This window comes from Rhizobium sp. NLR22b, from assembly GCF_019685295.1.
GTDB lineage: Bacteria > Pseudomonadota > Alphaproteobacteria > Rhizobiales > Rhizobiaceae > Rhizobium.
In genome coordinates, this window is sequence record NZ_JABDWM010000018.1 from 119,688 (window position 1) to 145,875 (window position 26,188).

At 59.6% G+C, this 26,188-nt stretch carries 21 protein-coding genes and 1 pseudogene; 18 read left to right on the forward strand and 4 right to left on the reverse strand.

The genetic code is table 11. The annotated features are described in order from the left end of the window. Position 1: 1 nt before the first annotated feature. Together HJC00_RS25845 and HJC00_RS25850 are read right to left on the reverse strand one after the other, a co-directional pair. Positions 2-643, reverse strand: a complete 642-nt coding sequence (locus HJC00_RS25845; protein WP_210631887.1) for a response regulator transcription factor — start codon at positions 641-643, stop codon at positions 2-4. Next, positions 640-4,275, reverse strand: a complete 3,636-nt coding sequence (locus tag HJC00_RS25850; RefSeq protein WP_221164802.1) for a PAS domain-containing protein — start codon at positions 4,273-4,275, stop codon at positions 640-642. Before HJC00_RS25850 ends, HJC00_RS25845 begins: the two co-directional genes overlap by 4 nt. 337 nt (positions 4,276-4,612) lie before the next feature. Here HJC00_RS25850 and HJC00_RS25855 point away from each other — a divergent pair. From HJC00_RS25855 to HJC00_RS25865, 3 genes and pseudogenes are all read left to right on the forward strand, one after another. Beyond that, positions 4,613-5,366: pseudogene (locus HJC00_RS25855) on the forward strand (SDR family oxidoreductase). Positions 5,367-5,435: 69 nt separating this feature from the next. Beyond that, positions 5,436-5,669 (forward strand): AbrB/MazE/SpoVT family DNA-binding domain-containing protein, encoded by a 234-nt coding sequence (locus HJC00_RS25860; RefSeq protein WP_064693019.1) that lies wholly within the window; start codon positions 5,436-5,438, stop codon positions 5,667-5,669. Further along, complete coding sequence (locus HJC00_RS25865) at positions 5,666-6,070, forward strand: type II toxin-antitoxin system VapC family toxin (protein ID WP_210631890.1); 405 nt, start codon at positions 5,666-5,668, stop codon at positions 6,068-6,070. Before HJC00_RS25860 ends, HJC00_RS25865 begins: the two co-directional genes overlap by 4 nt. A 201-nt stretch (positions 6,071-6,271) precedes the next feature. Here the strand turns inward: HJC00_RS25865 and HJC00_RS25870 are convergent, their stop codons facing one another. Continuing rightward, positions 6,272-7,375 (reverse strand): LacI family DNA-binding transcriptional regulator, encoded by a 1,104-nt coding sequence (locus HJC00_RS25870; protein WP_221164803.1) that lies wholly within the window; start codon positions 7,373-7,375, stop codon positions 6,272-6,274. Positions 7,376-7,702: 327 nt separating this feature from the next. On the opposite strand from HJC00_RS25870, the gene HJC00_RS25875 reads away from it, so the two are divergent. The 10 genes from HJC00_RS25875 to repC all read left to right on the forward strand — a co-directional run bounded on the left by HJC00_RS25875 (position 7,703) and on the right by repC (position 20,208). Next, positions 7,703-8,665, forward strand: coding sequence for a sugar-binding protein (locus HJC00_RS25875; protein WP_210631892.1), 963 nt, complete (start codon positions 7,703-7,705; stop codon positions 8,663-8,665). Positions 8,666-8,740: 75 nt separating this feature from the next. Next, the gene (locus tag HJC00_RS25880; RefSeq protein WP_221147414.1) at positions 8,741-10,282 is read left to right on the forward strand and encodes a sugar ABC transporter ATP-binding protein; all 1,542 of its coding nucleotides are present in this window, start codon (positions 8,741-8,743) and stop codon (positions 10,280-10,282) included. A gap of 42 nt (positions 10,283-10,324) precedes the next feature. After that, complete coding sequence (locus tag HJC00_RS25885; protein ID WP_221147415.1) at positions 10,325-11,350, forward strand: ABC transporter permease; 1,026 nt, start codon at positions 10,325-10,327, stop codon at positions 11,348-11,350. 304 nt (positions 11,351-11,654) lie between these two features. Next, entirely contained in the window at positions 11,655-12,653 is a 999-nt protein-coding gene (locus HJC00_RS25890; RefSeq protein ID WP_221164804.1) for a LacI family DNA-binding transcriptional regulator, read from the forward strand. Continuing rightward, the gene (locus HJC00_RS25895) at positions 12,650-14,170 is read left to right on the forward strand and encodes a sugar ABC transporter ATP-binding protein (RefSeq protein WP_210631896.1); all 1,521 of its coding nucleotides are present in this window, start codon (positions 12,650-12,652) and stop codon (positions 14,168-14,170) included. The genes HJC00_RS25890 and HJC00_RS25895 overlap by 4 nt, the downstream gene beginning before the upstream one ends. Continuing rightward, on the forward strand, positions 14,170-15,213 hold the full coding sequence (locus tag HJC00_RS25900) for an ABC transporter permease (RefSeq protein ID WP_210632205.1): 1,044 nt from the start codon (positions 14,170-14,172) through the stop codon (positions 15,211-15,213). The genes HJC00_RS25895 and HJC00_RS25900 overlap by 1 nt, the downstream gene beginning before the upstream one ends. Positions 15,214-15,266: 53 nt before the next feature. After that, on the forward strand, positions 15,267-16,256 hold the full coding sequence (locus HJC00_RS25905) for a substrate-binding domain-containing protein (protein ID WP_221147425.1): 990 nt from the start codon (positions 15,267-15,269) through the stop codon (positions 16,254-16,256). A gap of 296 nt (positions 16,257-16,552) precedes the next feature. Further along, positions 16,553-17,746, forward strand: a complete 1,194-nt coding sequence (gene repA, locus HJC00_RS25910) for a plasmid partitioning protein RepA (RefSeq protein WP_184456495.1) — start codon at positions 16,553-16,555, stop codon at positions 17,744-17,746. Position 17,747: 1 nt separating this feature from the next. Further along, a complete protein-coding gene (gene repB / locus HJC00_RS25915) occupies positions 17,748-18,749 on the forward strand; it encodes a plasmid partitioning protein RepB (protein ID WP_210631898.1) in 1,002 nt (333 codons plus the stop codon). Between the two features lie 154 nt (positions 18,750-18,903). Further along, on the forward strand, positions 18,904-20,208 hold the full coding sequence (repC, locus tag HJC00_RS25920) for a plasmid replication protein RepC (protein ID WP_221155890.1): 1,305 nt from the start codon (positions 18,904-18,906) through the stop codon (positions 20,206-20,208). A 44-nt stretch (positions 20,209-20,252) separates the two neighbouring features. Here the strand turns inward: repC and HJC00_RS25925 are convergent, their stop codons facing one another. Beyond that, on the reverse strand, positions 20,253-21,266 hold the full coding sequence (locus HJC00_RS25925; RefSeq protein WP_210631900.1) for a substrate-binding domain-containing protein: 1,014 nt from the start codon (positions 21,264-21,266) through the stop codon (positions 20,253-20,255). A 269-nt stretch (positions 21,267-21,535) separates the two neighbouring features. On the opposite strand from HJC00_RS25925, the gene HJC00_RS25930 reads away from it, so the two are divergent. The 5 genes from HJC00_RS25930 to HJC00_RS25950 all read left to right on the forward strand — a co-directional run. After that, positions 21,536-22,798 (forward strand): ABC transporter substrate-binding protein, encoded by a 1,263-nt coding sequence (locus HJC00_RS25930; protein WP_221147418.1) that lies wholly within the window; start codon positions 21,536-21,538, stop codon positions 22,796-22,798. A gap of 66 nt (positions 22,799-22,864) precedes the next feature. Beyond that, a complete protein-coding gene (locus tag HJC00_RS25935) occupies positions 22,865-23,851 on the forward strand; it encodes a carbohydrate ABC transporter permease (protein ID WP_221164805.1) in 987 nt (328 codons plus the stop codon). After that, entirely contained in the window at positions 23,851-24,681 is an 831-nt protein-coding gene (locus HJC00_RS25940; protein WP_221147420.1) for a carbohydrate ABC transporter permease, read from the forward strand. The genes HJC00_RS25935 and HJC00_RS25940 overlap by 1 nt, the downstream gene beginning before the upstream one ends. An 11-nt stretch (positions 24,682-24,692) precedes the next feature. After that, on the forward strand, positions 24,693-25,718 hold the full coding sequence (locus tag HJC00_RS25945; RefSeq protein WP_210631904.1) for an ABC transporter ATP-binding protein: 1,026 nt from the start codon (positions 24,693-24,695) through the stop codon (positions 25,716-25,718). A 58-nt stretch (positions 25,719-25,776) separates the two neighbouring features. Continuing rightward, positions 25,777-26,188: ThuA domain-containing protein (locus HJC00_RS25950; protein ID WP_221164806.1), on the forward strand; the 412-nt coding region annotated here is incomplete at its 3' end.

Below are 26,188 nucleotides of genomic sequence, written 5' to 3' on the forward strand. Positions count from 1 at the left end.
TTCAATTCCCTCCCACCCGGCGCGAGTGGGTTATCGGTATTTCCAGTTTCTCCGCGATGCGCACGAGATCGGCGAGCGATGCAGCCGCCATCTTCTGCATCACGTTTCTTCTGTGAATCTGCAGAGTGACTTCGCTGATCCCCAGCTCTGCCGCTGCCTGCTTGTTGAGGAGGCCGCTGACGACGAGCGGCAACACCTCGCGTTCGCGCGGCGTCAGTTCGAGATAGTGTTGCCTCAGCATTCCGAGTTCTGCGCGGCCGGCTCTCTTTTCCCGATCCTCGGCGATCGCTGCCTGGATTGCCGCCATGAGGTCCTCATCGCTGAACGGCTTGGTGAGAAAATCCACCGCGCCGCGCTTGATGGCGCGCACGGAGGAGGGGATGTCCCCATGTCCGGTGATGAAGACGATCGGCGGATGATCGCCGTCGGCGATCTGCCTCTGCAGGTCGAGGCCGTTGATATCGGGCAGTTCGATATCGAGGATGAGGCAGGCGGGAACATCCGGCTTGTTCGCTTGCACATAGTCGCAGGCAGACTCGAAGGCGATGGCGCGTATGCCATGCGAGTCCAGCAGCTCGCCGAGAGCCTCCCGGATGCGTTCATCGTCATCCACGATGAAGACGATATGGTCATCGGTCGTCATGACGCTGCCTTCGTTTCGATGGGTAATGTGAAGATCAACGTCGCTCCGTGCGGTTGGTTCTTCTCCGCCCACAATCGTCCGCCATGCAGCTCGACGATCGAGCGGCAGATCGCCAGCCCCATCCCCATGCCGTTTTCCTTCGTGCTGAAAAAAGGCTCGAACATCTTTTCGGGAAACTCGATGCCCCGCCCCAGATCGCGGATCTCGGTCTGGACGGCATTGCCGACCTGGTGCGAGCGTATCTCGACCAGCCTGTCGCTTGTCGTGGCGTCCAGGGCCTCGATCCCGTTGCGGATGAGATTGATCAGAACCTGCTGGATCTGAATGCGGTCGAGCGCGATGGACGGCAAGCTGTCGTCAACATCGACGTCGATGCGGACGCGCCGCCGCCAGGCTTCGTCGGCCATCAGGCTGCGCACCTCCTCGATGACGCTGGAAAGAGTCGTCTGAACTCTCCTGTCGGCGGATTGTTTGAACAAGGCGCGAATGCGGCCGACGACCTCAGCCGCCGAATTGGCGTCGCGGATGATGCGCTCGACCGTTCTCTGCGCCCGCTCCATATTCGGCGGGTCGGCCATCAGCCAGCGCTGACAGGCGTGGGAATTCGCCACCACGGCCGCCAGGGGCTGGTTCACCTCGTGCGCGATCGAGGCGGAAAGCTCGGCGAGGCTCGCTGCCTGGCCCGCCCGGGCAAGCCCCTCTTGCGTCCGGCGCAGCTCTTCCTGCGCCTGAACCTCACCGTCGATATCGAGGCATATGACATTCCACTGCACGATCGCGCCCTCGCCGTCGCGCATCGGCGCGGCCCGCGTCTCCACCCAGCGATAATCGCCATCGAACCGCCGCAGCCGATGCCGGCGCGCATAGGGTTCGCCGGTGGCGAGCGAATGGGCATATTTCTCCTTGACATCGGCCAGGTCGTCGGGATGAACGCCGGCATCGAGTGTGCCGGCCAGCCGTGACTTGCCGGTTCCGTCAAGGTCTTCGAGCCTGTATCCGAGAAAATCCCGAAGCTGCGGATTGCGATAGACCGGCTCTCCGTCGGGAGCCGCGCAGTCGATCATCACAGGCAGCGTTTCGACGATCTGCCAGAGCGACCGTTCCCTCTCGCGCAGCGCCTTCTCGACGCGCAGCTGGTCGTCGATATCATGCGACAGACCGTACCACTGGACGATCTGCCCGTTTTCGTCACGCAGCGGCTCGGCGCTGCCCTTCACCCAGCGATAGACGCCGTCAGCGCGCCGGAGGCGAAATTGTTGCGAGAAGCGTTCGCCGGTGACCAGGGAATGGTTGAGCGCCTCGGAGAGTTTCTCAGCATCTTCGGGATGGACGGCGACTTCGATGAGGGCCGCGAGCCGGCTGATGCCCGGTTTCTCCATCTCGGCGACGTCGAGACCGAGAAAATCGATCAGGCGCTTGTTGAAAAAGGTTGGACTGCCTTGCGGATTGAGCCGCCAGAGCAGACTCGGGACCATGTCCACCAGTTGGGAGAGCTCCCGCTCCCGATTGCGCAGCGCCTCCTGCGCGCGCATCTCGTCGTCGATGTCGACCGATATCACGTACCATTGCACGATCTCACCGTTCTGACCCCGCAGCGGCTCGGCGCGGCAGTCGACCCAACGATAGGCACCGTCGAAACGACGCATGCGGTATTTGATCGAGAAGGGATCGCCGCTGGCGAGGGAATGGTGGACTGTCTCAAGCAGCCTGGGCGCATCATCTGGATGGACGAGAGTGTGAACGTTTGAGGAAAGGCGGCTCATGCCCGGCCGATCCATATCTCCGACGTCGACACCGAAAAAGTCGATCAGGCGCTTGTTGAAGAAGACCGGCTCGCCTTCCGGCGTCAGGCGCCTGATCTGGACCGGGACCATGTCCACGAGCTGCGAGAGTTCGCGCTCGCGATCGCGCAAGGCTTCCAGCGCCCGCACCTCGTCATCGATGTCGAGGGACACGCCGTACCATTGCACGACCTTCCCCTCGTCGTCGCGCCGCGGCTCCACCCTGCATTCGGCCCAGCGATAGACGCCGTCTTTTTCAAGCCAGCGGAACCGCATCGCGGTGCCGCCGTCGCTTTCGAAGCAATTGCGTAGCATGCGCCGCACAGCGGGCGCCTCGTGGGGATGCACCAGCTGGTTCAGCAGCTCGTCGATGCGCGGTTCGGCCAGGGCATCGAAATCGGCGATGACCGCTCGGAAGTGATCCTGGTAGCGTTTGTTGAAGTAGATCGACCCGCCCGCCGGCTCCACACTCCAGATGCGGACGGGAACGGCATCGATCATCTGCTGCAGCTGCTGCTCGCTCCGGCGCAGGGCCTCTTCGGCCTGGACCTGATCATCGATATCGTGGCAAAGACCGTACCATTGGACGATTTTTTCAGCCTGATCGCGCATGGGCACGGCGCGGCTCGACATCCACCGATAGACGCCGTCGGCGCGGCGCAGCCGATAGCGCATGGCGAAGACTTCGCCGGTGACGAGGCAATGGCTGAGCGACTCTCTGAACGCCGCGATATCATTGGGATGAACGATGGCTTGAAGGACTGCCTCCAGCCGGCTCACATCAGGCCGGTCTGAATCCGCAACGTCGATGCCGAGGAAGTCGATCATGCGTTTGTTGAAGAAGGTCGGCTCGCCGTCCGGTCTCAGGCGCCAGACATGGCTCGGCACCATGTCTACGAGCTGCGATAATTCCCGTTCCCTTTCGCTGAGCGTTTCCACGCTCTGACGCAACGAAAACACCGCCAGCTGATGCTGACGCGATATGGCGGCGACGATCAGCGCTGAGAATGCTGAGATCGCCAGGAAAAGCTGCAGCATGACCTGGTTGTATTTCTGGGACGCCGGATCGCCGGCAAACTGGCTGGCGCCCGTCATCGTGGAGACGGCGGTGATCAGGGCTAGGAGAGCGAGCGACACTGCCGCCCCCTTGATTTCGAAGCGGACCGCGGCCCAGAGAAGAGGCGGCATGATGATATAGGCGAAGGGGAGATAGCCACTCAGCGAAAGAGCGGCGACGCCGAGAAAGATCAGCGCCAGGACGGCAGCTTCCACCCATTGCCCTGCCGAGAGTTGGGTCTTGCCGGGCCAGCTGTGGAACAGAACCAGTGCAAGCGGTGCCACGATCAGGACACCGGTCGCGTCTCCGATCCACCATAAGGGCCAGGCCGTCAGGAAGGATTGCGACTGGATGCTGAACCAGGCAAGCGTGGCGCTTCCGATGGTCGCGCTGACGGTTGGCGCAATTCCGGCGCTGATGATAACAAATGCAATCACTTCCTGCAGGGTTTCGAGCCGAACCGGGAGCTTCAAAGTCCGGTTGACGAGCCATGCCGCGACCATCGCTTCGAGAGCGTTGCCGACATAGATCAGGAAGGCCGCAGCTTGCGGACTATGGAACCATAGGACATTACTGAACATCTCTCCCAGGCAGCCGGCCAGTATCCACCATGGCCAGCTGGGTCGGGAGGCGAGGATCAGGGTCGCGATGAACAGCCCGGCCGGAGGCCAGATGGAAATACCGGTTTCCGGCACCACCGCGAGCGACTGGGCGAAGCCGCACGCGAGCACATAGGCGAGGAAGAAAAGCGCCAGACGCAGGAATGGCGGGCGGTGCGACCAGACGCTTTCCATCCATCGTTCCGGCTGGACAGGCGAAGCCAGGGAATTGTCAGCATGTCCTGCAGCAGTTGTTTTCCATTTCGGGGCCGGCGCGCTCATACTGGAACCGTAATCCTGGCGCACCACAACCGCAACTCATGGAAACCCATGCATTGCGCGGGGATGTAGGCGGATTTCTCCACCGCCGGCTGACCTTCCATCTTTCCGATCCGGCATCCTAGACTTTGGGCTGGCTCCGCTATGTCCTGCGTCTCGGACATCCGACCCTCAAGCATGATGGAAGGCGTTCGGCGTCCCGGTCATTCTCCGTCCGCGCGGGCATATAGACGATGCAACAGAGGATGCCGAGATGAAAATCATGATAGCGGGAGCAAGCGGTCTGATCGGAACGCAACTGGCGGCGGAGCTGCGGCGTTTGGGCCACGACGTCACGGCCGCATCTCTGTCGCTCGGAGTCGATACGGTGATCGGCAAGGGCCTCGATGCGGCGATGACGGGTGCGGACGTCGTCATCGATGTGACCAATGCCGCGTCCTTTGGCGACAGTTCGGCGCTCGATTTCTTCAAGGCATCGACGAAGAACCTGCTCGCGGCGGCGGCGGAAGCCCGCGTCCGGCACTATCTCGCGCTCTCCGTCGTCGGCACGCCGTGCCTCGTCGAAAGCGATTATTTTCGCGCGAAAGCGGTTCAAGAAAATCTCATCAGGGCCTCGACTCGCCCCCTACACGATCCTCCGCTCGACGCAGTTCTACGAATTCATCAACGGCGTGATCGACATCGGTGCCGAAGGCAACGTCGTTCGTTTGCCTCCGGCCCCCATCAGGCCGGTCTGGGCTCGGGAAGTCGCGGCATTCCTGGCGGAATTGTCAGCCGGAGATCCCTTGGGCAATATCGTCGAGATCGGCGGCCCCGAACAGTTCGGCATCGACGAAATCGCCCGCATCTATCTGTCCGCGAACGAGGACCCGCGACAGGTGATAACCGATCCTTCCACCTCGTATTTCGGCGTTGAACTGAGCGGTGATGTGTTGCTGCCTCATGTCGGCGCGCGCGTGGGGAGCCAGACGCTCTCCGAGTGGCTCTATAGGTCGATGGCGGCTTAGCGGCCATCTTGAATTTTGCCGAACGAAGTAATACCTTCTTCTTGGAGAGTATTACAGAAGGCGTTCGCTATGACCACCACCGTTACTGCGAAAGGGCAGGTGACAATTCCGAAGCCTGTACGGGACATGCTTGGCATCGTTCCTGGCAGCCAGGTCGATTTTCATCGTGCTGCCGACGGCAGTGTGGTTCTGACGCGCGCCGACAAGAAACGGCCGGCGAGCCGCTTCGAGAAGCTGCGCGGCCATGCCGGCAAGGGCCTGGATACCGACGCTATCATGGCTTTAACGCGCGGCGAAACGTGACCCTGGTTGATACCAATGTGCTCCTGGACCTCGTAACCGACGACCCGGAATGGTCCGACTGGTCTATTGCGCAACTCGAAGCCGCGAGTATCGAGGGTCCCCTGCTCATTAATGATGTAGTCTTTGCCGAACTTGCGGTTCGATACGAGAGGATCGAGGACCTGGAGGCCTTTGTGGAACAGGCCGCCCTCGAGATGATACCGATGCCGAAACCCGCCCTGTTTCTTGCCGGGAAGGTTTTCACGCAATATCGCAAAGCAGGCGGTACGCGCACCGGCGTACTTCCCGATTTCTTCATCGGCGCTCATGCCGCCGTGCAGGAGCTGCCGCTCCTGACGCGAGATGTCGGCCGCTATCGCCGCTATTTCCCCTCGTTGAAATTGATAGCGCCCGGTTCCTGAGGCGAAGACCCGCGTTATGGCAGATTCCAATAAATCTCCCTGCAGCCGGGGCTCAAGCTTTTGCGCGGCCTCAACACTATTGACCGGTTGGCCTTCGCATCAAAGGGTGAATCCTGTTCTATTGAACAACCAGAGAATGATGCCGACCGAAACGGGGATCATGCTCCAGCGGTGCAGTGCCCCGCCGGCTCGACCTCCAGTCTATCGCGGCCCATGCGCCCCATCGAAGATATGCCGCGCCTTGGCCCTCGGCGCAGCGACGGAATGACGATTGACCAGTGAGCATTCGAGCTTCGTAATTGGATAGCGCTTGCCGGGCATGGTCTGAAGGTTGAGATGTTCAATCGCCCACTGACCCATGGCGAGGTGCGGAAGGACCGAAGTGGTCAGTGCCGGCACCAGATGTCTTGAAATTTCCTCATCGTCGTAGCCGACCACCGACATATCCTGGGGAATGCGAAGCCCGGCATCTTTGAGCGCTTCGTAGCATCCCACTGCAGTGCGATCGTTCTGGCAGAAAATGGCGGTGGGGGGGTCCTGCAAAGCAAGCAATTGCATCGTAGCGGCGTAGCCGGCACCGGCCGACCAGTCGCCTTCAACGACTAATTCTGGATCGAAGGGTATATCGGCGGTCGCCAGTGCACGGCGGTATCCCGTCAGCCGGTCTTGTGCAGCCTGCATCCAGATTTCACCAGTGATCGTCCCTATGCGATGGTGATCGTGCGCGATTAGATGCCGGGTGGAGCTCTGGCCTCCGGCGATTTCACTTGGCACCACGGCTGGAAAGGCATGATCCGCCGTGTAGCAGTTCAACAATACCGTCGGGATCTTGAGTTCGTAGACATAAGAAGGGAGTTGGACCTCTCTGGTATAGATTGTCATGTATATGAGCGCGGATATGCCCCCGTTCGTCAGCGCCCTGATCGCTTTTGGCTCCATGACAGGATCACCCAGCGTTTGGGTGACTAACAGCACGTTGCCCGTGTTCCACGACGCTTGGCGGGCGCCCTCGATTGCGACGATCGCTTCCGGGCTGGTAGCGAGCTGATCCACTGCGAAACCGATCACGTTGTCCAGGCCCGAATAAGTGGCCTTCATGGTATAGCTTGTCCCCATGTAGCCGAGGGCGCGCGCCGCCTCCAATACGCGGTCGCGAGTCTGCTGTGAGATGCGGGTACCGGGCGTGTCGTTGAGCACGAAGGAAACAGCAGCCTGCGAGCAGCCGGCCGCCGCGGCGATGTCCATCATGGTCACGCGGGCGGGCTTATCCATTTCAGGATTCTTTTGGGTCTTAGGCTTTCGCATGCGGGGGAATGATCTCCGGATCTTGGAAGGAGTTGCGTTTTAGGTAATTAATATTAGCATTTATCCGAAAGTGCTGGCAATCGCGCGATCACCTGCATTGCTTGGCGATCATCACTTCAAAACTTGATTCTAGTTATCCCGCGATGAAATGTTTTGATGTGCATTGATAATACTATTTACTAATTAAGATTCTTGTATACCGTCAGAGGGCGATCGGAACCTATGCCACTCGTCGCTTTTGCGGCGGCCCTTAGGAGGGGGCGCGCATTCGGCCGGCCGTAAATCGCAAACGGGCCCATGCGACTGCGGCCCCTCGGGAGGTATATTATGAAACAGCTGAAACGGAATGCAGCCTTGTTCCTTGCCGGGCTGGTACTGAGCGCGGCGCCGATTGCAGTATCCGATGCCGCCGACAAACCAACTCTTGCTTTCGTCGTCAACGGCGCGTCTGACTTCTGGAAAGCCGCGGAAGCGGGCGTGAAGAAGGCCCAGGCCGAATTGCCGGATTACCAACTGGAACTGAAGTACCCTGAGCAGGCATCGGTAGCCATCCAGCAGCGCCTGATGGAAGACCTCGTCAGTGCTGGCGTCAAGGGGATCATGGTTTCCGCAGTCGATCCCAAGACGCAGACCGAGGGCTTGAACAAGATCGGCTCACAAACAGCCCTCTTCACGACCGACAGCGACGCGCCGCAGACCAACCGCGTCGCTTATATTGGCTCGTCCAATATCGACGCCGGTCTGCAGGCGGCTGAAATCGCGAAGAAGGCAATGCCGGATGGCGGCAAATGCATCGGTTTTGTCGGGCTCCTCGGAGCCGATAATGCCAAGGAACGCATTCAGGGCATGAAGGATGGGCTTAAGGGGACGAAGATCGAGCTGACAGATGTGCGCGGTGACGATATCGACCAGACACGCGCAAAAAAGAATGTCGAGGATGCACTGGTTGCCAGCCCGGACGTGACCTGCATGGTCGGCTTCTACTCATATAACACGCCACGCATCTATGAGGCGCTGCGCGACGCCGGAAAGCTTGGTCAGATCACTGTCGTCGGCTTTGACGACGATCCGATCACGCTCGGCGGCGTCAAGGAAGGCACTGTCGCGGCAACCGTCGTGCAGCAGCCATTCGAATGGGCTTATCAGGGGATGAAGCTGATGGCTGCCTACCTCAAGGGCGACAAGTCCGGTGTTCCCAGCAACGGCTTGATCATCATTCCGACAGTGATCATCGGCAAGGATGACGTCGATAAATATGCCGCCAACTTGAAGGCCATGGCTGGAAAGTAATTCTCTTTCGCGGCGGGGGTACTCCCCGCCGCGAAAGACGTTTCATGCCGCAGCACCCGCAGTCATGGACAGGCAATGAATCATAGCTCAGACATCCCGTCACCGAACGCGCCTGCAACGCCGTTCCTTTCGCTTTCCGGCGTTGGCAAGACTTTTCCAGGCGTCGTAGCGCTTGACGGGTTGTCGCTCGACATCGTGCCGGGAGAGGTCATCGGCTTGGTCGGCGAGAATGGGGCCGGCAAATCGACGCTGATGAATATTCTTGGCGGCGTGATCGCTCCGGATCGGGGCACGATCCTGCTCGATGGCGCAGAGCTTCGCCACCTTACTGTGGAGACGAGCATCGCATCCGGCATCGCTTTTGTGCATCAAGAACTCAACCTTTTTGACAATCTCGACGTCGCCGCCAATATCTTCCTGGGCCGTGAGCCGTTGAAAGCGGGACCTTTCAAGTTTGTCGATCGTGCTCGGCTTCGAGAGATGGTGACCCCGCTCTTGAAGCGCGTGGGAGCACATTTTTCCGCCGACACACCCGTTGCGTTGCTTTCTCTTGCCGAGCAGCAGATGGTGGAAATCGCCAAGGCGCTGTCGATCAAGGCTCGGCTTGTCATCTTCGACGAACCCACTTCCAGCCTGCCGCTGGCCGAAACCGAGCGGCTGCTGAACATCATCACATCGCTGAAAGCGGATGGAATCAGTGTGATCTTCATCTCGCACCGTCTCCACGAGGTTGAGCGCGTAGCAGATCGGGTGGTCGTATTACGCGATGGCACGCTCGTAGGTACGCTCGCCAAGAAGGACATTGGCCATGATCAAATGGTCAAGCTGATGATCGGCCGGTTGCTCGCGGCCAGGACGGCAAAGCCGCAGCGTTCGCCAGGGCCGGTCGCATTGAAGGTAAACGGCGTGCGCACTGAGGCCTATCCCAGCCGCCCCGTTGACCTGGAAATAAGGTACGGAGAAATCCTGGGGCTTGCAGGCCTCGTCGGGTCTGGCCGCACCGAGCTTGCAAGGGTACTCTTCGGCATCGACCGGAGTTACGGCGGAGCCATTCTGCAGGACGGACGCCAAATTGCGATCGGTTCTGCTCGGGACGCTGTCGCCCGGGGCATTTTTCTGGTGCCGGAGGATCGCAAGCGCAATGGCATTCTTCTTGATCTTCCGATCGCCCAGAACATCACCCTTGCCGATCTTCCCAGGATTTCTAGCCGCTTCATGGTCTCCGCTGAACGGGAGATCGAGGCCGCTGAAAAGCAGCGTGTTCGTCTCGGGATCAAAGCGCCCTCCGTTTCGACGCGAACCGGCACTCTGTCCGGCGGCAACCAGCAAAAGGTGGTTCTAGCCAAATGGTTGTCGATGAGCCCGAGGGTAATGATCTTCGATGAGCCGACACGCGGCATCGATATCGGCGCGAAGAACGAAATCTACGGCCTGATGCGAGCGCTTGCTGATGCCGGTGTCGCGATCCTGATGATCTCCAGCGACATGGAAGAGGTGATCGGCGTTTCTGACCGCATCGCCGTCATGCACGAGGGCCAGATCGCCGGCATTCTCGAAGAGGACGAATTCAGCCAGGAAAGCGTCCTTTTGCTTGCTGTCGGCAAAAGCGTAAAATAGCGGCCGCAGCCATTATGAACGGGTATCGGAGATGGGTCTCGAATGATCAAGAAAGATCTTGGACTGCTGCTTTTGATCGTCGTTGTCGGCGTCGTCGTCGCCATCATCAACCCGCGCTTCTTGCTGCCGATCAACCTCGCGAACACCGCCAACCTGATTGGTCTGTTCGGCATCCTGTCGATGGGTCAGGCCTTTGTCATCATTACGGGCGGTATCGAGCTTTCGGTGGGCTCGCTCGTAGCGCTTCTTGGCGTACTGTTCGTCGATTTCATAGCGGTACAAGATATGCCCTGGACGCTGGCACTGCCGCTCATTCTCCTGCTCGGCGCCGTCATAGGCGCCGTCCACGGTTGGCTCATCACCCGGCTCAACTTGCAGCCCTTCGTCGTCACCCTTTGCGGCCTCCTGATCTATCGCGGGGCAGCGCGCTTCTATACGGCCGACGGAACGGCGGGATTTGCTTTCGGCCAGAATTTCCCGAAGCTTGAGTTTCTGACCGCCGGGCGGTTCTATGGCATTCCGAGCACCTTCATTGCGATGGTCGTCATTTCCGTGGCCATGTGGCTGGTGCTTCATCGCTCTGTCTTCGGACGTTATCTTTACGCGGTTGGAAAAAACGAAGAGGCTGCTCGCTATTCAGGTATCCGGACTGACCGCTTGGTTATGACGGCCTATATCATCTGCGGACTGCTTACGGCGCTTTCGGCGATCTATTTCGCCATGTACACGCGCTCGATCTCGCCGGCGAGCCATGGCCAGTTCTACGAGCTCTACGCGATCGCCGCCGCCGTGCTCGGCGGCTTTTCACTCCGCGGCGGTGAGGGATCGATCGTCGGGGTCGTGCTGGGCACAGTCCTACTGCAAGAGTTGCAAAACCTTGTAAACCTGCTCGGCATTCCTTCGTCGCTGAACTTCGCCGTCATGGGTGGCGTGATCCTCATCGGCGTCCTGATCGACCAACAATGGCATTCTATCCGCGCAAAGCGACGCCTCGTCTCCGCCGCACGGCAGACTGAATCCCGTCGTCCAAACGAAGGAACCTTGCCGGTGGTTGCTAACCGGGAATAGATGCGGCCACACTCGGCGAAGAGTTGATCGCCTGCTCGTTTCTGGAGCTCATGTCATGACCATTGAAGCCATGACCAACATTGGTCGACCGTGAACGCGGAACATCTTTTCACGTGTACCTTCCTTCCAAGGAGGGGGTGCGGCTTGAGAGATATCCATACGAAATCGATTGCGCAAACGTTTCGATGACGTTAGCCTGATCATATTCGCGGATCCCGGGAAAGCCTGTTCGAGTTGGTTCCGCTTGGGAGGATAATTTGAGCAGCTTCCTTGTAGTGCTGCTGGCGAAAGCCGGAGGGCACGCATGACCACTATTTCCGCGGTCGCAAGGGCGGCCGGCGTTTCTGTCTCCACGGTTTCGCACGTTCTTAACAAGACCCGCTACGTGTCGCCCGAAAAGGCGAAGCTCGTCATGGAGGCTGTGGACGCGATTGGCTACATTCCAAACGCCGTTGCGCGCTCGCTCAAACTCTCCTCGACAGGTACAGTCGGCTTGGCGATTTCCGCGATCTCGAACCCTTATTTCGGCGACATCATTTGCGCGATCGAAGCCGAGTGTTCCAAGAGAGGCTTGATCGCATTTTTGTGTGACACTCAGGACGATCCAGATCGAGAACTGGAGCTCGTCCGGCATTTGCATCGGCGCCGCGTCGATGGGATTATTCTTGCCCCTTCGGGCGATCCAAAAAGATCGTTGGACTACCTTATCGACTGCAATCTTCCCTGCGTGCTCGTCGACAGGCTCTCCGATGATCGTTTCGATCAGGTCGGGACCGATAACACGGCGGCTATTCGCATGCTGGTCGATCATCTCGTTGCACTCCATCACGAACGGATCGGAATCATCCTGGGTCAGCCGGGATTTGCGACGACCGTGGAGCGCACGAAGGCTTTCCGGGCTGCCATGGCGGAGAAGGGGATAGAGGTGCCGCCTGCTTTCATCAGCAATGGCAATAGCAGCACCGCAGACGCCACGGCTTCGACGCACCGGTTGCTGGAGCTGAAGGAGCCACCCACAGCAATCCTGGCCTCAAATAATCTTGCGATGATCGGCACCATGAGAGCCATTCGGGAACGCGGTCTACGCGTTCCCGTGGACATATCCGTGCTCGGAATCGATGATTTCGAATGGGCGGATTATTTCGAACCGCGCCTGACGCTCATGGCCCAGCCTTGTGACGAGATTGGTTACAAAGCAGCGGATCTCCTGATCCAACGGATCGGCGATAAACATCTACCTCGGCAGACCGTGCGCCTGTCGCCAGTCCTGCGTATCCGTCAATCGTGTGGAGAAGCAGCATGAATAATCAGGTTGTTCTTTCGGCGAAAGGGGTCACCAAGCATTTCGGCGGTGTTCAAGCGCTACGTGGCGTGGATTTCGATCTCAAAGTTGGAGAGATTCATGCCCTGCTTGGGGAGAACGGCGCGGGCAAATCAACATTGATGAACCTGATGTCGGGGGTGCATACGCCGGATCGGGGAGAGATCTTCATCAACGGAAACCCCGCGCGATTTTACACCCCCCGCGATGCACAAGCCGCAGGAATCGCGACGATCTTCCAGGAATTGGATCTCGTTTCGAGTTTGAGCGTCGCGGCCAATCTCTTTCTTGGTCGCGAGTTGGTCCATCGACACGGCATGCTGGACGGAAAGGCGATGTTGCGCGAAGCCCGCAACAGGCTGGAAGCGATTGACCGTTCAATTGATCCGGCTCAGCTCGTAAGCGAACTTTCAATCGGCCAGCGCCAGGTTGTCGCCATTGTCAAGGCGCTGTCTTATGCGTCGCGTGCTCTGATTATGGACGAGCCAACAGCTGCCTTGACCGCTGGGGAAGTCGATCGCTTGTTCGAAATCATGCGCGGACTCGCATCATCAGGCGTAGGTATCGTCTATATTTCGCATCGGCTTGAGGAAGTCCCGCAGATTGCCGATCGAGTGACGGTGATGCGCGACGGTAGAGTAGCTGGCGTTACCGAACCGAACGCGCCGCAGGCCAAGTTGGTACAGCTTCTCGTCGGCCGTCCATTGAGCGAGCTTTACCCGCCTCGATCCGGTCATGTCGGAGATGTGCTTCTGCGGATGCGGCAGGCCTCCTTCCGTCCGCATCGGCCGTCACCCGGGTGGCGGGCCCCATCTAAAATTGATCTGGATGTTCACCGCGGTGAAATTGTCGGTTTGGCTGGTGTGATGGGCGCGGGCCGGACGGAGCTTCTGAGCGCTCTGTACGGGACGGGCGTGCCGGGAAGATGGCAGGGCGAGGTTACAATTGACGGCAAACCGGCAAGGCTCAGATCCATCGCCGCTGCGCGCAGAGTTGGTCTCGCATTCGTAACCGATGATCGGCGCGGTGCCGGACTTATGTTGCGTATGTCTGTTGGCCTCAATCTGGTGATGTCGATCATTCGGCGGATATCGCCGAATGGCTTGTTGTCTGCGCGTCGACAGGACGATGCGATTAAGAACTCGTTCGGGAATTTCGACATTCGTCCGAAGAACCCCCGGATCGCGGTGGGTGCTCTTTCTGGCGGCAATCAACAGAAGGTCGTCCTTGCGAAGGAGGTATTGGGCAATCCCAGCTTGTTGCTTCTCGACGAGCCGACCCGTGGTGTTGACGTCGGAGCGAAGGGGGAGATTTACACTCGCCTGCGCAAATTTGCCTCGGACGGATTGGGCATTCTTGTCGCTTCAAGCGAAATGCCGGAGCTGATCGGCTTATGCGACCGAATAGTGGTTCTCCGCGACGGCTGCAGCGTTGCCGAATTTTCCGGCGGCGTGGGCGAGCATGAGGTTCTGGCCGCTGCCAACGGGAGGGAGGGATGATGTCCGAACAGCAGATCACGTCCAATCCAGCGATACAGCCTGCTAAGCGTATTGATCCGCTTGCTGTGATAGTGCGCTTCCAAAGCCTGATCGGCCTTGTGCTGGTCTTTGCCGGCGGCATCATATTCTCTCCCCGCCGGCACGGCGTTATCCTGTTTCTCCAGCCCGACAACATCGCCAACATCGTCCGCGCGGTATCCGAAACCGGCATCATCGCGATCGGGATGACGTTTGTGATCATCACCGCCGGGATCGATCTATCGGTCGGGGCGACCCTTGGTCTTGCGAGCGTTGTTACTGCAACGTTGATGGTCTCTGGTGGCTTCGGGCTAATTACGACGGTTGTGGCGGTGCTCCTGATGGGAACTTGTTTCGGGTTGGTCCAAGGAGCAATCTCAAGCAAGTTTCGGCTCGAAGCATTCATCGTGACCCTTGCGGGGCTGCAGGCTGCTCGAGGCCTGGCACTCGTGGTCTCGGGAAATCAATACATCAATATATCGTATGGCGAGGGGCCAGGCCTTGCTCCGCCGATCTTCGCAATCCTGGGCGGCCGTCTGTTCGGCAACGTCGTTCCGGTAGCCACCATCGTCTTTCTGATTTTCGCCTTCATCGCCACGATCCTTCTCAATACAACGCGGTTCGGCCGTTACGTCTATGCGGTTGGCGGAAATGAGCGTGCCGCCCGCATATCGGGCGTTCCTGTCTCGGCGATCAAGATCGCCGTCTATGCCATAACAGGCTTTGCATCCGCGCTAGCCGGCATCGTCCACGCCGGCCAATTCAACTTCGGTAGCGCCAATGATGGCACCGGATACGAATTGACTGCCATCGCCGCCGTGGTGATTGGAGGAACCAGTCTGTTTGGCGGCGCGGGTTCCATGGTCGGAACGATCGCCGGCACGATCATGCTGGGTGCCTTAGCCAATATTCTGCAGCTCAACAACATCACGCCAGCCATGCAATTGCTTGCCACGGCGGCAATCATTGTCTTGGCGGCAGTCCTTCAATCCCTCGTTCGTCGCCGCGAAGGGTTGGGCAGGTAATGTGGCGGCACCTCCCGGAAGGTGGATCCGGGATCAATGTGGAGGAGAAAGCAATGATACGGACTACATTTCAGTCATCAAATACCTGGCGAATCCTGCTACTGGCCTGCTCTTGCGTCGGTTCTGTGAGCGTGGCCCAAGCTGCCGATCCGCTCGTGAAGGCTTGCGCCAAAGACGGCGAATTCGTCATCGGCTTCTCGCAAGCCAACAACGCTGAGCCATACCGCCAGCATGTCAACGATGAGCTGGAGGCGGCCGCCAAGGCGGTCCCTCAGTTTACGCTGCAGATTGCCGACGGGGCCGGCAATGTGAACACTCAGACATCACAGGTCGACAATTTCATAACGCAAAAGGTTGACCTCCTGTTGATATCGCCTTTCGAAGCGGCTCCGCTTACCCCTGCCGTCAAGCGGGCAATGGACGCGGGTATCCCGGTCATCGAACTCGATCGTAAGACGAACGGTGAAGCCGGCAAGGACTACACAGCTTTCATCGGTGGCGATAATTACAAGATTGCTTTGGCAGCCGGCGAATATACGAGCAAGACGCTTCTTCCAGATGGCGGCGAGGCTGCCGTGCTGGAGGGGCTGCCGAGTTCGACACCGGCCGTCGAACGGCTGAACGGCTTCAAAGATGGTGTGAAGGCCAATCCTAAGATTCAGATCGTTGCAGAACAGGCAGCTGACTGGCTGCCGGACAAAGCGCAAACGGCTTTCGCGGCTATGTTGCAGGCTCATCCCGATATCAAGATGGTCTATGCCAGCAACGACATGATGGCGGCCGGTGCGCTGCTTGCTGCAAAAGGCGCCGGTAAGAGCGTGAAGATCATCGGCACCGACGGCTTGCCTGGCCCTGCCGGCGGGATTGAAGCGGTCGCGAAGGGTGATTGGTCCGCGACCTTTACCTATCCCACGGGCGCCAAGGAAGCGATCGACATGGCAAAGTCGATATTACTCGATTGCGCCTCGTCGGTGCCGGCAACCGTCACAGTCGACACCACCGCGATTACGCCTGATAACGCCAAGCAGATGATGGGTAAATAAAACCCGACACTCCCCCGGCCGGCCGCGTCCGATCGGCCGGGTGGAGCCGAATCGGTTGGCTGGAGCGCGGAAATTCATATGCATGTTGAGCATGCAGGCCTTGCCTGTCGGCATCTCGGGCGGTGCGAATCACCGCCATCCAAGCCGCCAAACCTGCGTTTTTCGGAGCCTGTTTTGCCGGCTCTGATGCGCGTTTTGGTTAAGCATTTGTAATTCGGTCACGAATCGCGGCATATAGTAACTGCGCAACTGAAGCGCTTTCGTTCAAAATTGCGCAGTTACGCAGGAAAGAGATCATGCAACCGAGTCTTGCTCTTCAAGATGATCAAGAGCACCTTCCGTCGCTTCTGGCAACGGATGCGAAGGAGTTATCCTATCAACTTCAGCAGCATCAGGCCAAAATCTTTCCCCCTCTGTCGCAAAAGACGATCAGGACATTTTCTCCGGCGGAGGCTGCGGCCTTCATCGGCATAGGCGAAGGTTATCTCCGGCAGGTGGCCGCTGACGGCCATGGACCGGATCCGCTGGCAAACGGACGCCGGCTCTATAGCGCAACCGACATGGACCGGATCCGCCGGGTCCTCGACGAGCGGAACGGGACGCCGAAATACGTGCCGGCCCGCAGGCCGGGCGAAAAACTCCAGATCGTTTCCGTGATGAATTTCAAGGGCGGCTCGGGCAAGACCACGACCGCCGCCCACTTCGCGCAGTTCATGGCGCTCCGGGGCTACCGCGTACTCGCCGTCGACCTCGACCCGCAGGCCTCCCTGTCTGCTTTGTTTGGCCATCAGCCGGAGTTCGACGTCGGCGAGGGCGAAACGATCTACGGTGCGATCCGCTATGACGATCCGCGCCCGATCGCCGACATCGTGCGCGCCACCTATACGCCGAACCTGCATCTCATTCCCGGAAATCTCGAACTCATGGAGTTCGAGCACGAGACGCCGAAGGCCATGGCATCGGGCACGGCGGAGACGATGTTCTTCGCCCGCATCGGCGAGGTGCTGACCGATATCGAAAGCCTTTATGACATCGTCGTCGTCGACTGCCCGCCGCAGCTCGGCTTCCTGACGATGTCGGCGCTCTGCGCCGCGACCTCGGTGCTGATTACGGTTCACCCGCAGATGCTCGACGTCATGTCGATGTCGCAGTTCCTGACGATGACGAGTGAATTGATGTCGGTCGTCGAGAAGGCCGGCGGGCGCACCAGCTATGACTGGATGCGCTATCTCGTGACGCGGTTCGAGCCGAATGACGGGCCGCAAAGCCAGATGACCGGCTTCATGCGGGCGATCTTCGGCAATCGCATGCTCCACAACGCCATGGTGAAATCGACGGCCGTTTCCGATGCCGGCGTCACCAAGCAGACACTCTACGAAGTCGAGCGTTCGCAGTTCACACGCGGAACCTATGATCGCGCGCTGGAGTCGCTGAACCTCGTGAATGGTGAGATCGAAGCGCATATTCGCTCCACCTGGGGAAGGAGATAGGATGGCGCGCAAGAACCTCATCGAAATTTCCGCGCCGAGTCCGGCAAGGGTGGAAGCGGTCGCGCCGCGCGACAATCGTCCGATTGCCGGCTTCGTGCCGCAGGAGCGCAGTGGCGGGCCGGTCGGCGGCATCACCAAGACGCTCGGCAACATTACCGAGAAGATGGAGCGGGCGAGCGAGTTGGAACGGCAGCTTGCGGCCGGCCAGATGATCGTCGAGCTCGATCCCGGGCTCATCGACGGCTCCTTCGTCAGCGACCGCCTGGCGATCGATGCGGCTGAACTCGCCGAGCTGGTCGAGCAGATCCGCGAGCATGGGCAGCAGGTTCCGATCCTCGTGCGTCCGCATCCGGAAGCCAGGGGCCGCTATCAGGTCGCCTATGGCCATCGCCGCCTGGCGGCCACGAGAGAGATCGGCATCAGGGTGCGCGCGGTCGTCCGCGACCTGACCGACGGCCAGCTGGTCGTCAGCCAGGGGCAGGAAAACAGCGCCCGCACCAATCTCTCCTATATCGAGCGTGCGCTTTTCGCGTCGCGGCTCGAGGAACGCGGCTTTGCCCGCGACGTCATCATGGCGGCGCTGAGCGTCGACAAGGCGGCGCTGTCGAGAATGCTGATCGTGATACGGCAGGTGCCCCTGGCGCTCATCAACGCCATCGGCGCTGCGCCTGATATTGGCCGCCGACGCTGGCTGGAACTCGGCGAGCGGCTGGAAAATGCCGATGTCGATAAGATCATCGCGGAGTTGTCCGCGGACGACGCGCGCGGAATTTCAAGTGACGAGCGGTTTCACCGGGCATTCGTTCTGGCAACGAAGAAGGCTGCGGCACCGAAGCCGGCGGCGAGTAAATCAGAAATCAGCGGCGTGCCGGTAATGGTCAAAAAGACAGGGTCCGGCGCCACTTTCGTCTTCGACGGCAAGACCGCGCCCGGGTTCGACCAATTCGTCCAGGAGCGGCTGCAAGGCCTGTTCCAGGAGTTCAAAAAGTACAGAGGAGCGTAGCGCGCAAAAGAAAAAGGCCCCCAACGACGCCGTCGTGGAAGCCCTTCTCAGATCTTAAGCACATCGAGAATCGCATTTCCACGAATCACAGTCAAGCGTCTTAGGCACCAAAGTGGTGGACTGTTTTCTTTTGCCTGAACGAAGGTGAAGGCATATGGAGAGTGGATATGTGACGACGCCCTTTGGGCGGCGGCCGATGTCGCTCGGCATGCTGGCAAGCCAGCAACTGGCCGAGACGATCGAGCCGGGGATGAAACGCAGCAAGTGGAAACTGTTCAGGGCGATCTGCGAGGCGCGGCCGGCACTTGGCGTGACCGATCGGGCGCTGACGGTGCTCGATGCGCTGCTGACCTTCTATCCCGATGACGAGATTTCCGAGGAGAAAGGCCTGATCGTCTTTCCCTCGAATGCGCAGCTTTCGCTTCGCGCCCGGGGTATGACGCCGGCGACGCTGCGGCGGCATCTTGCCGTGCTGGTCGAGGCCGGCCTGATCCTGCGCAAGGACAGCCCGAACGGAAAGCGTTATGCGCGCCGCGACAGGGAAGGGGAGATCGGTGAGGCCTTCGGCTTCAGCGTCGCGCCACTGCTGGCGCGCGCGGCAGAGATCGAAACCCTGGCCGCCGAGGTGGTTGCTGACCGAGAACTTATCCGGGTGACCAGGGAGCGCCTCACCGTATGCCGGCGCGATATTTCCAAGCTGATCGCAGCAGCGCTCGATGAGGCTGTGCCCGGCGACTGGGAGCAGATGTCGTTGATGTTTCGCGATCTCGTGTGCAGGATTCCGCGCGTGGCGGGTCGCGAGGAATTGGCTTCCTTGCTCGACGAGATGGGCCTGTTGCGCGATGAAGCCGTCAACTTGCTGGAAAGACATATAAAATCACAAAAAATAGACGCCAATGAGTCTCAAACTGAGCGCCACAAACAGAATTCAAACCCCTATTCCACATCTGAACTTGAACCAAGCTTCGAAACGAAGCAGGGCGCAAAGCTGACGACCGATATTAACCGGGTCGCCGGGCCGCAGGACGAGCAAAGATTGAGACATCCGGCATCGGCGGGAGCAATGAGCGGCAGGAGATCCGGCGCGGCTGAACCGGCGGCGGGACATACGCTGAAATCCTTCCCGCTTGGTCTGGTTCTTCAGGCCTGCCCGCAAATTCTCGATTATGGGCCGGGTGGAACGATCGGCAATTGGCGCGACCTGATGTCGGCTGCCGTCGTCGTCCGCTCGATGCTCGGCGTCAGCCCCTCGGCCTATGAAGAAGCCTGCGCCGGCATGGGGCCGGAAAACGCCGCGACGGTGATCGCCTGCATTCTGGAAAGGGGCGGACACATCAATTCGCCCGGCGGTTATCTCCGCGATCTCACCCGGAGGACCGAGAGAGGCGAATTTGCGATCGGCCCGATGCTGATGGCCCTGGTGCGGGCAAATGGTGGAGTGCGGCGCGATGCCGGCTGACGGACTTCGGCTGCTAGGCCGCGCGTGCATCGGAAGTTGGTCGGTCAACGCGGCGGCGCGGTACTTTCCCGCAGGATCAGCTCGACCGGCCACAATTCGTGGATCTCGTCCGCGGCGCGCCCGGCGATAAGCTGTAGCGTCAGCTCGGCGCAACGTGTGCCCGCGGCACGCATGGAGGATCGTGTGGTCGAGAGCGACGGGACCATATTTTCAGCCGTCAGATAGGGAAAGACGTCGTCATGGGCGATGACGGAAACATCCTGCCCCACCGTCATTCCAAGCGAACGGACGGCGCGGTAGACACCAAGCGCCGTCATCGTGGAACCGGCAACGATGGCGGTCGGGGCATTGGCGCTCTCCAGAAAAGAGCGGGCATGGCGAAAGCCGCTCTCGTCGGAGAATTTGTCGCAGACCATGAGGTTGGGATCTGCGGTGAGCCCACGCTCCTGATGGGCGATCCGAAAACCCTGTTCTCGATGAATCGAATAGGTCTTGCCCCGCAGCCCATTGATCATCGCAATGCGGCGGTGCCCGAGATCGAGCAGGTGTTCGGTCACTCTGCGCACGGCATTTTCATTGTCGATATCGAGCCACGCATGAACGTGATCGGTCTCCGAGCGGCCGTGGACCAGAAACGGCACGCCCAAGCTGTTCAGCATCTCGATCCGAGGGTCCCTGGGGCGGGGCGAATGAATGATCACGGCGTCCACCCGGCGGCTTTCGACCAGGCGCCGGTAGGCCTGTATCTCGTCCTCGTCATTATGCGCGGTAATCGGTGTGATGAGAATATCCGTATCGGTCGTTTCCAGGCGTTGCGCCATGCCTGACACGAATTCTGCGAAATGAATTTCTCCCGAACGCCCCATCATGACGCCGATCGCTCCGGCTCGCCCGGTCTTCAGGCGCACGGCATTGATATCGGGGCGATAGCCAAGCCGCATTGCTTCGCTTGCAACCCGGGCGCGCGTGGCTTCGCTCACCTCCGGATAGCCGCTGAGTGCACGGCTGACCGTTGTCGGAGAAAGCCCAAGCTGCTTTGCAAATTCGCGAAGTTTCATCGTTGTCTTCTTTGTCTGGGAAATCAATGGACGATGCGTTGATGATGCGCAACGGGCAAGTGCCGTTTCAGTTCATATTGAAACCGATTTCAATTATTTGGCGTTGCTGTTTCGGCTGCAAATGCCGAATTTACGCCCTTTTCCGTGCAGCATGGCCATTATTATCATACAAATACAACTAGCAGAAGCTGGTTTTGGTGTCTTGACGTCATCAAAGCCTTCTGCAATGTTTCGTTTGCCAAATCGATTTCAATTTCTGGGAGGAGATTATGAAACAGTTTGCTCTGGCTTTGTCCGCGCTTGGCCTCGCTATCGCGGCCGGCCCCATCCACGCCGCAGAAATTTCGTTTGCCGCGAACACCACCGGGAAAAACGTCGAATTCCTGAACAAGCAGCTTGCGATTTTTGAGAAGGAGACCGGCAATCAGGTGAAGCTCGTCACCATGCCGTCATCGAGCAGCGAGCAGTTCTCGCAATATCGCTTGTGGCTTGCCGCAGGCAACAAGGATATCGACGTCTATCAGACCGATGTCATCTGGGCGCCGCAGCTTGCCGATCAGTTCATTGATCTGAAGGAGGCCACCAAAGACGTGGCCGGCCAGTTCTTCTCGTCGATCATCGCCTCGCAGACTGTGAACGGCCGGCTCGTGGCGCTGCCGTTATTTACCGATGCTCCGGCGCTGTTTTATCGAAAGGACCTGCTCGAGAAATATGACAAGCAGCCGCCGAAGACCTGGGACGAGATGGCCGCAACCGCCAAGGAGATTCAGGACAAGGAACGCCAGGCGGGCCAGAAGGACCTCTGGGGCTATGTCTTCCAGGGCAACTCCTACGAGGGCCTGACCTGCAACGCGCTGGAATGGGTGAAGTCGTCGGGGGGCGGCCAGATCGTTGAGCCGGACGGGACGATCTCGATCAACAACGACAAGGCGGCAGCAGCGCTCGAACGCGCCAAGGGGTGGATCGGCACGATCTCGCCGCCCGGCGTGCTCGCCTATCAGGAAGAAGAATCGCGCGGCGTCTGGCAGACCGGCAACGCCGTCTTCATGCGCAACTGGCCCTATGCTTATTCCCTCGGCAACGGAGCCGATAGTGCCGTCAAGGGCAAGTTCGACGTGATGACGCTGCCGGTTGCGGCCGCCGGCGACAAGCCATCCTCGACACTCGGCGGCTGGAACCTGGCGGTGTCGAAATATTCCGAAAAACAGGAAGCGGCCATCGCGCTCGTGAAATTCCTGGCGTCGAAGAATGTGCAAAAGGCTCGCGCCATCGAGCTGTCCAATCTGCCGACACTGAGCGACCTTTATGACGACAAGGATGTCGCCACCGCACAGCCCTTCATGCCGAACTGGAAACCCATTTTCCAGGATGCGGTGCCGCGTCCTTCGGCGACTGCCAAGGTAAAGTACAACGAAGTGTCCTCGAAGTTCTGGACGGCCGTGCACAACACGCTGTCCGGCAGCGGCTCGGCTGCCGAGAACCTCGAGCTCCTCGAAGCCGACCTGACGACCCTCAAGGGCGATGCCTGGTGAGTAGCGGGACCGGCGGCCGAGAGGTCGTCGGTCCAGTCTCCGCAGCGCTAAACGGGAAGGCGTTTCATGACTGAAATCGTAGCTCCACAAGCAGTCGAACAAAGGGTTTCCAACCTCAGAGCCTCTACGGAACTGCGATCCGAGCGCATTCGATCGGCCTGGGTGTTTCTGGCGCCGACGCTGTTGATCCTGGCAATCGTCGCCGGCTGGCCACTCTTCAGAACCATCTCTTTCAGCTTTACCAATGCGTCACTCAACGACCTCGGCAATGCGCAATTCGTCGGCTTTGCCAATTATCTGTCGTGGGTGACGTTGAAGAGCGGAAGGACCGTCTATCGGGGGTTGCTGGCCGATCCGGTCTGGTGGAATGCCGTCTGGAACACGGCCAAATTCACCCTCCTTTCCGTCGCGATCGAGACTATGCTCGGGCTGATCGTCGCACTGGTGCTGAACGCACAGTTCGTTGGGCGTGGAATCGTTCGGGCCGCAATCCTCATTCCGTGGGCGATCCCGACCATCGTTTCGGCCAAGATGTGGGCCTGGATGCTCAACGACCAGTTCGGCATTCTCAATGATGTTCTGCTCGGTTTCGGCCTGATCAGCGAGAAGATCGCCTGGACCGCCAATCCCGAAACGGCGATGATCGCCGTGTTGATCGTCGACGTCTGGAAGACGACACCGTTCATGGCGCTTCTGATCCTTGCCGGGCTGCAGATGGTGCCGGGAGACATCTATGAGGCCGCCAAGATCGACGGCGTCAATCCAGTCAAGGTTTTCTGGCGTCTGACGCTGCCGCTGATCCGGCCTGCCATCATGGTTGCCGTGATTTTTCGGATGCTGGATGCGATGCGCATCTTCGACCTGATCTATGTTCTGACGCCCAACAATGCGCAGACGAAGACGATGTCGGTCATGGCGCGCGAGAACCTGTTCGACTTCGATAAGTTCGCCTATGGCGCCACCGCCTCGACGGTGCTCTTCCTCATCATCGCGTCCGTCACCGTCTTCTATATCTGGCTCGGCCGCGTCAAGCTCGGCGGGGAGGAACGCTGATGCTGCTTTCGATCACCAAGAACACACTCTTCTACCTGCTCGTGACGATCATCGTCATCATTGCGGTTTTCCCGTTCTACTATGCGATCCTCACCAGCCTGAAGACCGGCACGGCCCTTTTCCAAGTTGATTATTGGCCGACCTCGATCTCCTTCGGCAACTATGCTTCCGTGATGGGCCAAGGTAGCTTCGTCCGCAGTCTTGCAAATTCCGCGATGATCGCCTGCGTCGTGGTGTCAGCATCGCTGTTGCTTTCGATCACCGCTTCGTTCGCTTTGGCCCGGGTGAATTTTCGCGGACGGGCACTGTTGATGCTGACTATCCTTTCGGTGTCGATGTTTCCGCAGATTGCTGTTCTTGCCGGCCTCTTCGAACTCATCCGATGGATCGGCGTCTTCAACACGCCCTTCGCGCTGATCTTTTCCTACGTGATCTTCACGCTGCCCTTCACCGTCTGGGTGCTGACGACCTTCATGCGGGAATTGCCGATCGAGATCGAGGAGGCGGCGATCGTCGACGGCGCCTCGCCATGGGTCATCGTCACCCAGGTGTTCATGCCGCTGATGTGGCCGGCGCTGGTGACGACCGGTCTGCTCGCTTTCATCGCCGCCTGGAACGAGTTTCTTTTCGCGCTGACGTTCACATCCTCGGATACGCAGCGGACCGTGCCGGTCGCCATCGCTCTGCTGTCGGGCAACAGCGAATTCGAAATTCCCTGGGGCAACATCATGGCGGCTTCGGTGATCGTCACCGTGCCGGTTGTCGTGCTTGTTTTGATATTCCAGCGCCGGATCATTTCGGGGCTGACCGCCGGCGGCGTCAAGGGTTGAGGGAGTAGGACATGGCAGAAATCCGATTGGAAAATATCCGCAAGAGCTTCGGCGCTTTCGAGGTGATCAAGGGTGTGACGATGGAGATCCGCAGGGGCGAGTTCATGGTGTTCGTGGGGCCGTCTGGATGTGGCAAGTCCACGCTGCTGCGGCTCATCTCCGGGCTCGAGGACATCACCTCGGGAACCCTCGCTTTCGACGGTGAGACGGTAAACCGGCACGCGCCGTCGAAGAGAGGGATCGCCATGGTGTTCCAGTCCTACGCGCTCTACCCGCATATGACGGTCTTCGACAACATGGCTTTCGGCATGAAGCTTTCCGGGAGCAACAGAGACGAATGCCGCCGGCGCGTCGAGCAGGCGGCCGGTATGCTGCAGCTCTCGTCCTTCCTGGACCGCTTGCCGCGACAGCTTTCCGGCGGACAGCGTCAGCGCGTCGCCATCGGCCGGGCGATCGTGCGCGATCCCAAGGTTTTCCTCTTCGACGAGCCGCTGTCCAACCTCGATGCGGCGCTTCGCGTCGCGACGAGGCTCGAGATCGCCAAGCTTCATCGCAGCATGCACGGCACGACGATGATCTATGTAACGCATGATCAGGTCGAGGCCATGACGCTGGCCGATCGGATCTGCGTGTTGAGGGACGGCGTCGTCGAGCAGATCGGCACGCCGCTGGAACTTTACGAAAGCCCGAATTCGGTCTTCGTCGCCGGTTTCATCGGTTCGCCGAAAATGAACTTCCTGTCGGGCGGGCAGGCGCAGCCCTATCACAGCCATACGATCGGTGTGCGCGCAGAGCATGTGCGCGTCACGGCGGAGTCGCCGGTTTGGAGTGGCACGGTCATCCATTCCGAAATCCTCGGTTCCGATAGCTTCGTTTACTTGGATATCGGGGCCGATGAACCGCTTGTCGTGCGGGAGGCCGGCGTCTCTCGACATGAGCCGGGCCAAACGCTTGGCCTCGCGCCACTTGCCGGTCACATCCACCGTTTCGACCGGTCGGGCCGGGCGCTCGAACGTGAATCCATGCGGGCTGCCTGATCTTTCAGGCTCGATGTCCTTCCCAGGCTCGATCCGCTTCAGCTACAAGGAGAAAGACGTGACTATACGCACCGTTGTGTGGGGTGAAAACATCCACGAGAATACCAATGCGATCGTCCGGGGCATCTACCCTGAAGGCATGCATACGACGATCGCCAATGCGCTGAATACCGATGCCGGCATCTCGGCGACCACGGCGACGCTGCAGGAGCCGGAACATGGGCTGAGCGAGGCCCGGCTTGCCGAAACCGATGTCTTGACCTGGTGGGGCCACAAGGATCACGGCGCGGTGTCAGACGTCGTCGTCGAACGTGTAGCCAGGCGCGTCTGGGAGGGAATGGGTCTTCTCGTGCTGCATTCCGGCCATTTCTCCAAGATCTTCAAGCGGCTGATGGGTACCCCCTGCGCGCTGAAATGGCGCGAGGCGGGCGAGCGCGAGCGGCTGTGGACGATCAACCCGCGCCATCCGA

Excerpts from the sequence above, each read along its gene's own strand:
- HJC00_RS25870 (WP_221164803.1), bottom strand. The coding sequence starts at position 7,375 with ATGCGAAAGCCTAAGACCCAAAAGAATCCTGAAATGGATAAGCCCGCC.
- HJC00_RS25850 (WP_221164802.1), bottom strand. The coding sequence starts at position 4,275 with ATGGAAAGCGTCTGGTCGCACCGCCCGCCATTCCTGCGTCTGGCGCTT.
- repC (WP_221155890.1), top strand. The coding sequence starts at position 18,904 with ATGGAGAGTGGATATGTGACGACGCCCTTTGGGCGGCGGCCGATGTCG.
- HJC00_RS25940 (WP_221147420.1), top strand. The coding sequence starts at position 23,851 with ATGCTGCTTTCGATCACCAAGAACACACTCTTCTACCTGCTCGTGACG.
- HJC00_RS25845 (WP_210631887.1), bottom strand. The coding sequence starts at position 643 with ATGACGACCGATGACCATATCGTCTTCATCGTGGATGACGATGAACGC.
- HJC00_RS25885 (WP_221147415.1), top strand. The coding sequence starts at position 10,325 with ATGATCAAGAAAGATCTTGGACTGCTGCTTTTGATCGTCGTTGTCGGC.
- HJC00_RS25905 (WP_221147425.1), top strand. The coding sequence starts at position 15,267 with ATGATACGGACTACATTTCAGTCATCAAATACCTGGCGAATCCTGCTA.
- HJC00_RS25945 (WP_210631904.1), top strand. The coding sequence starts at position 24,693 with ATGGCAGAAATCCGATTGGAAAATATCCGCAAGAGCTTCGGCGCTTTC.
- repB (WP_210631898.1), top strand. The coding sequence starts at position 17,748 with ATGGCGCGCAAGAACCTCATCGAAATTTCCGCGCCGAGTCCGGCAAGG.
- HJC00_RS25880 (WP_221147414.1), top strand. The coding sequence starts at position 8,741 with ATGAATCATAGCTCAGACATCCCGTCACCGAACGCGCCTGCAACGCCG.
- HJC00_RS25935 (WP_221164805.1), top strand. The coding sequence starts at position 22,865 with ATGACTGAAATCGTAGCTCCACAAGCAGTCGAACAAAGGGTTTCCAAC.
- repA (WP_184456495.1), top strand. The coding sequence starts at position 16,553 with ATGCAACCGAGTCTTGCTCTTCAAGATGATCAAGAGCACCTTCCGTCG.
- HJC00_RS25860 (WP_064693019.1), top strand. The coding sequence starts at position 5,436 with ATGACCACCACCGTTACTGCGAAAGGGCAGGTGACAATTCCGAAGCCT.
- HJC00_RS25900 (WP_210632205.1), top strand. The coding sequence starts at position 14,170 with ATGTCCGAACAGCAGATCACGTCCAATCCAGCGATACAGCCTGCTAAG.
- HJC00_RS25930 (WP_221147418.1), top strand. The coding sequence starts at position 21,536 with ATGAAACAGTTTGCTCTGGCTTTGTCCGCGCTTGGCCTCGCTATCGCG.
- HJC00_RS25890 (WP_221164804.1), top strand. The coding sequence starts at position 11,655 with ATGACCACTATTTCCGCGGTCGCAAGGGCGGCCGGCGTTTCTGTCTCC.
- HJC00_RS25895 (WP_210631896.1), top strand. The coding sequence starts at position 12,650 with ATGAATAATCAGGTTGTTCTTTCGGCGAAAGGGGTCACCAAGCATTTC.
- HJC00_RS25925 (WP_210631900.1), bottom strand. The coding sequence starts at position 21,266 with ATGAAACTTCGCGAATTTGCAAAGCAGCTTGGGCTTTCTCCGACAACG.
- HJC00_RS25875 (WP_210631892.1), top strand. The coding sequence starts at position 7,703 with ATGAAACAGCTGAAACGGAATGCAGCCTTGTTCCTTGCCGGGCTGGTA.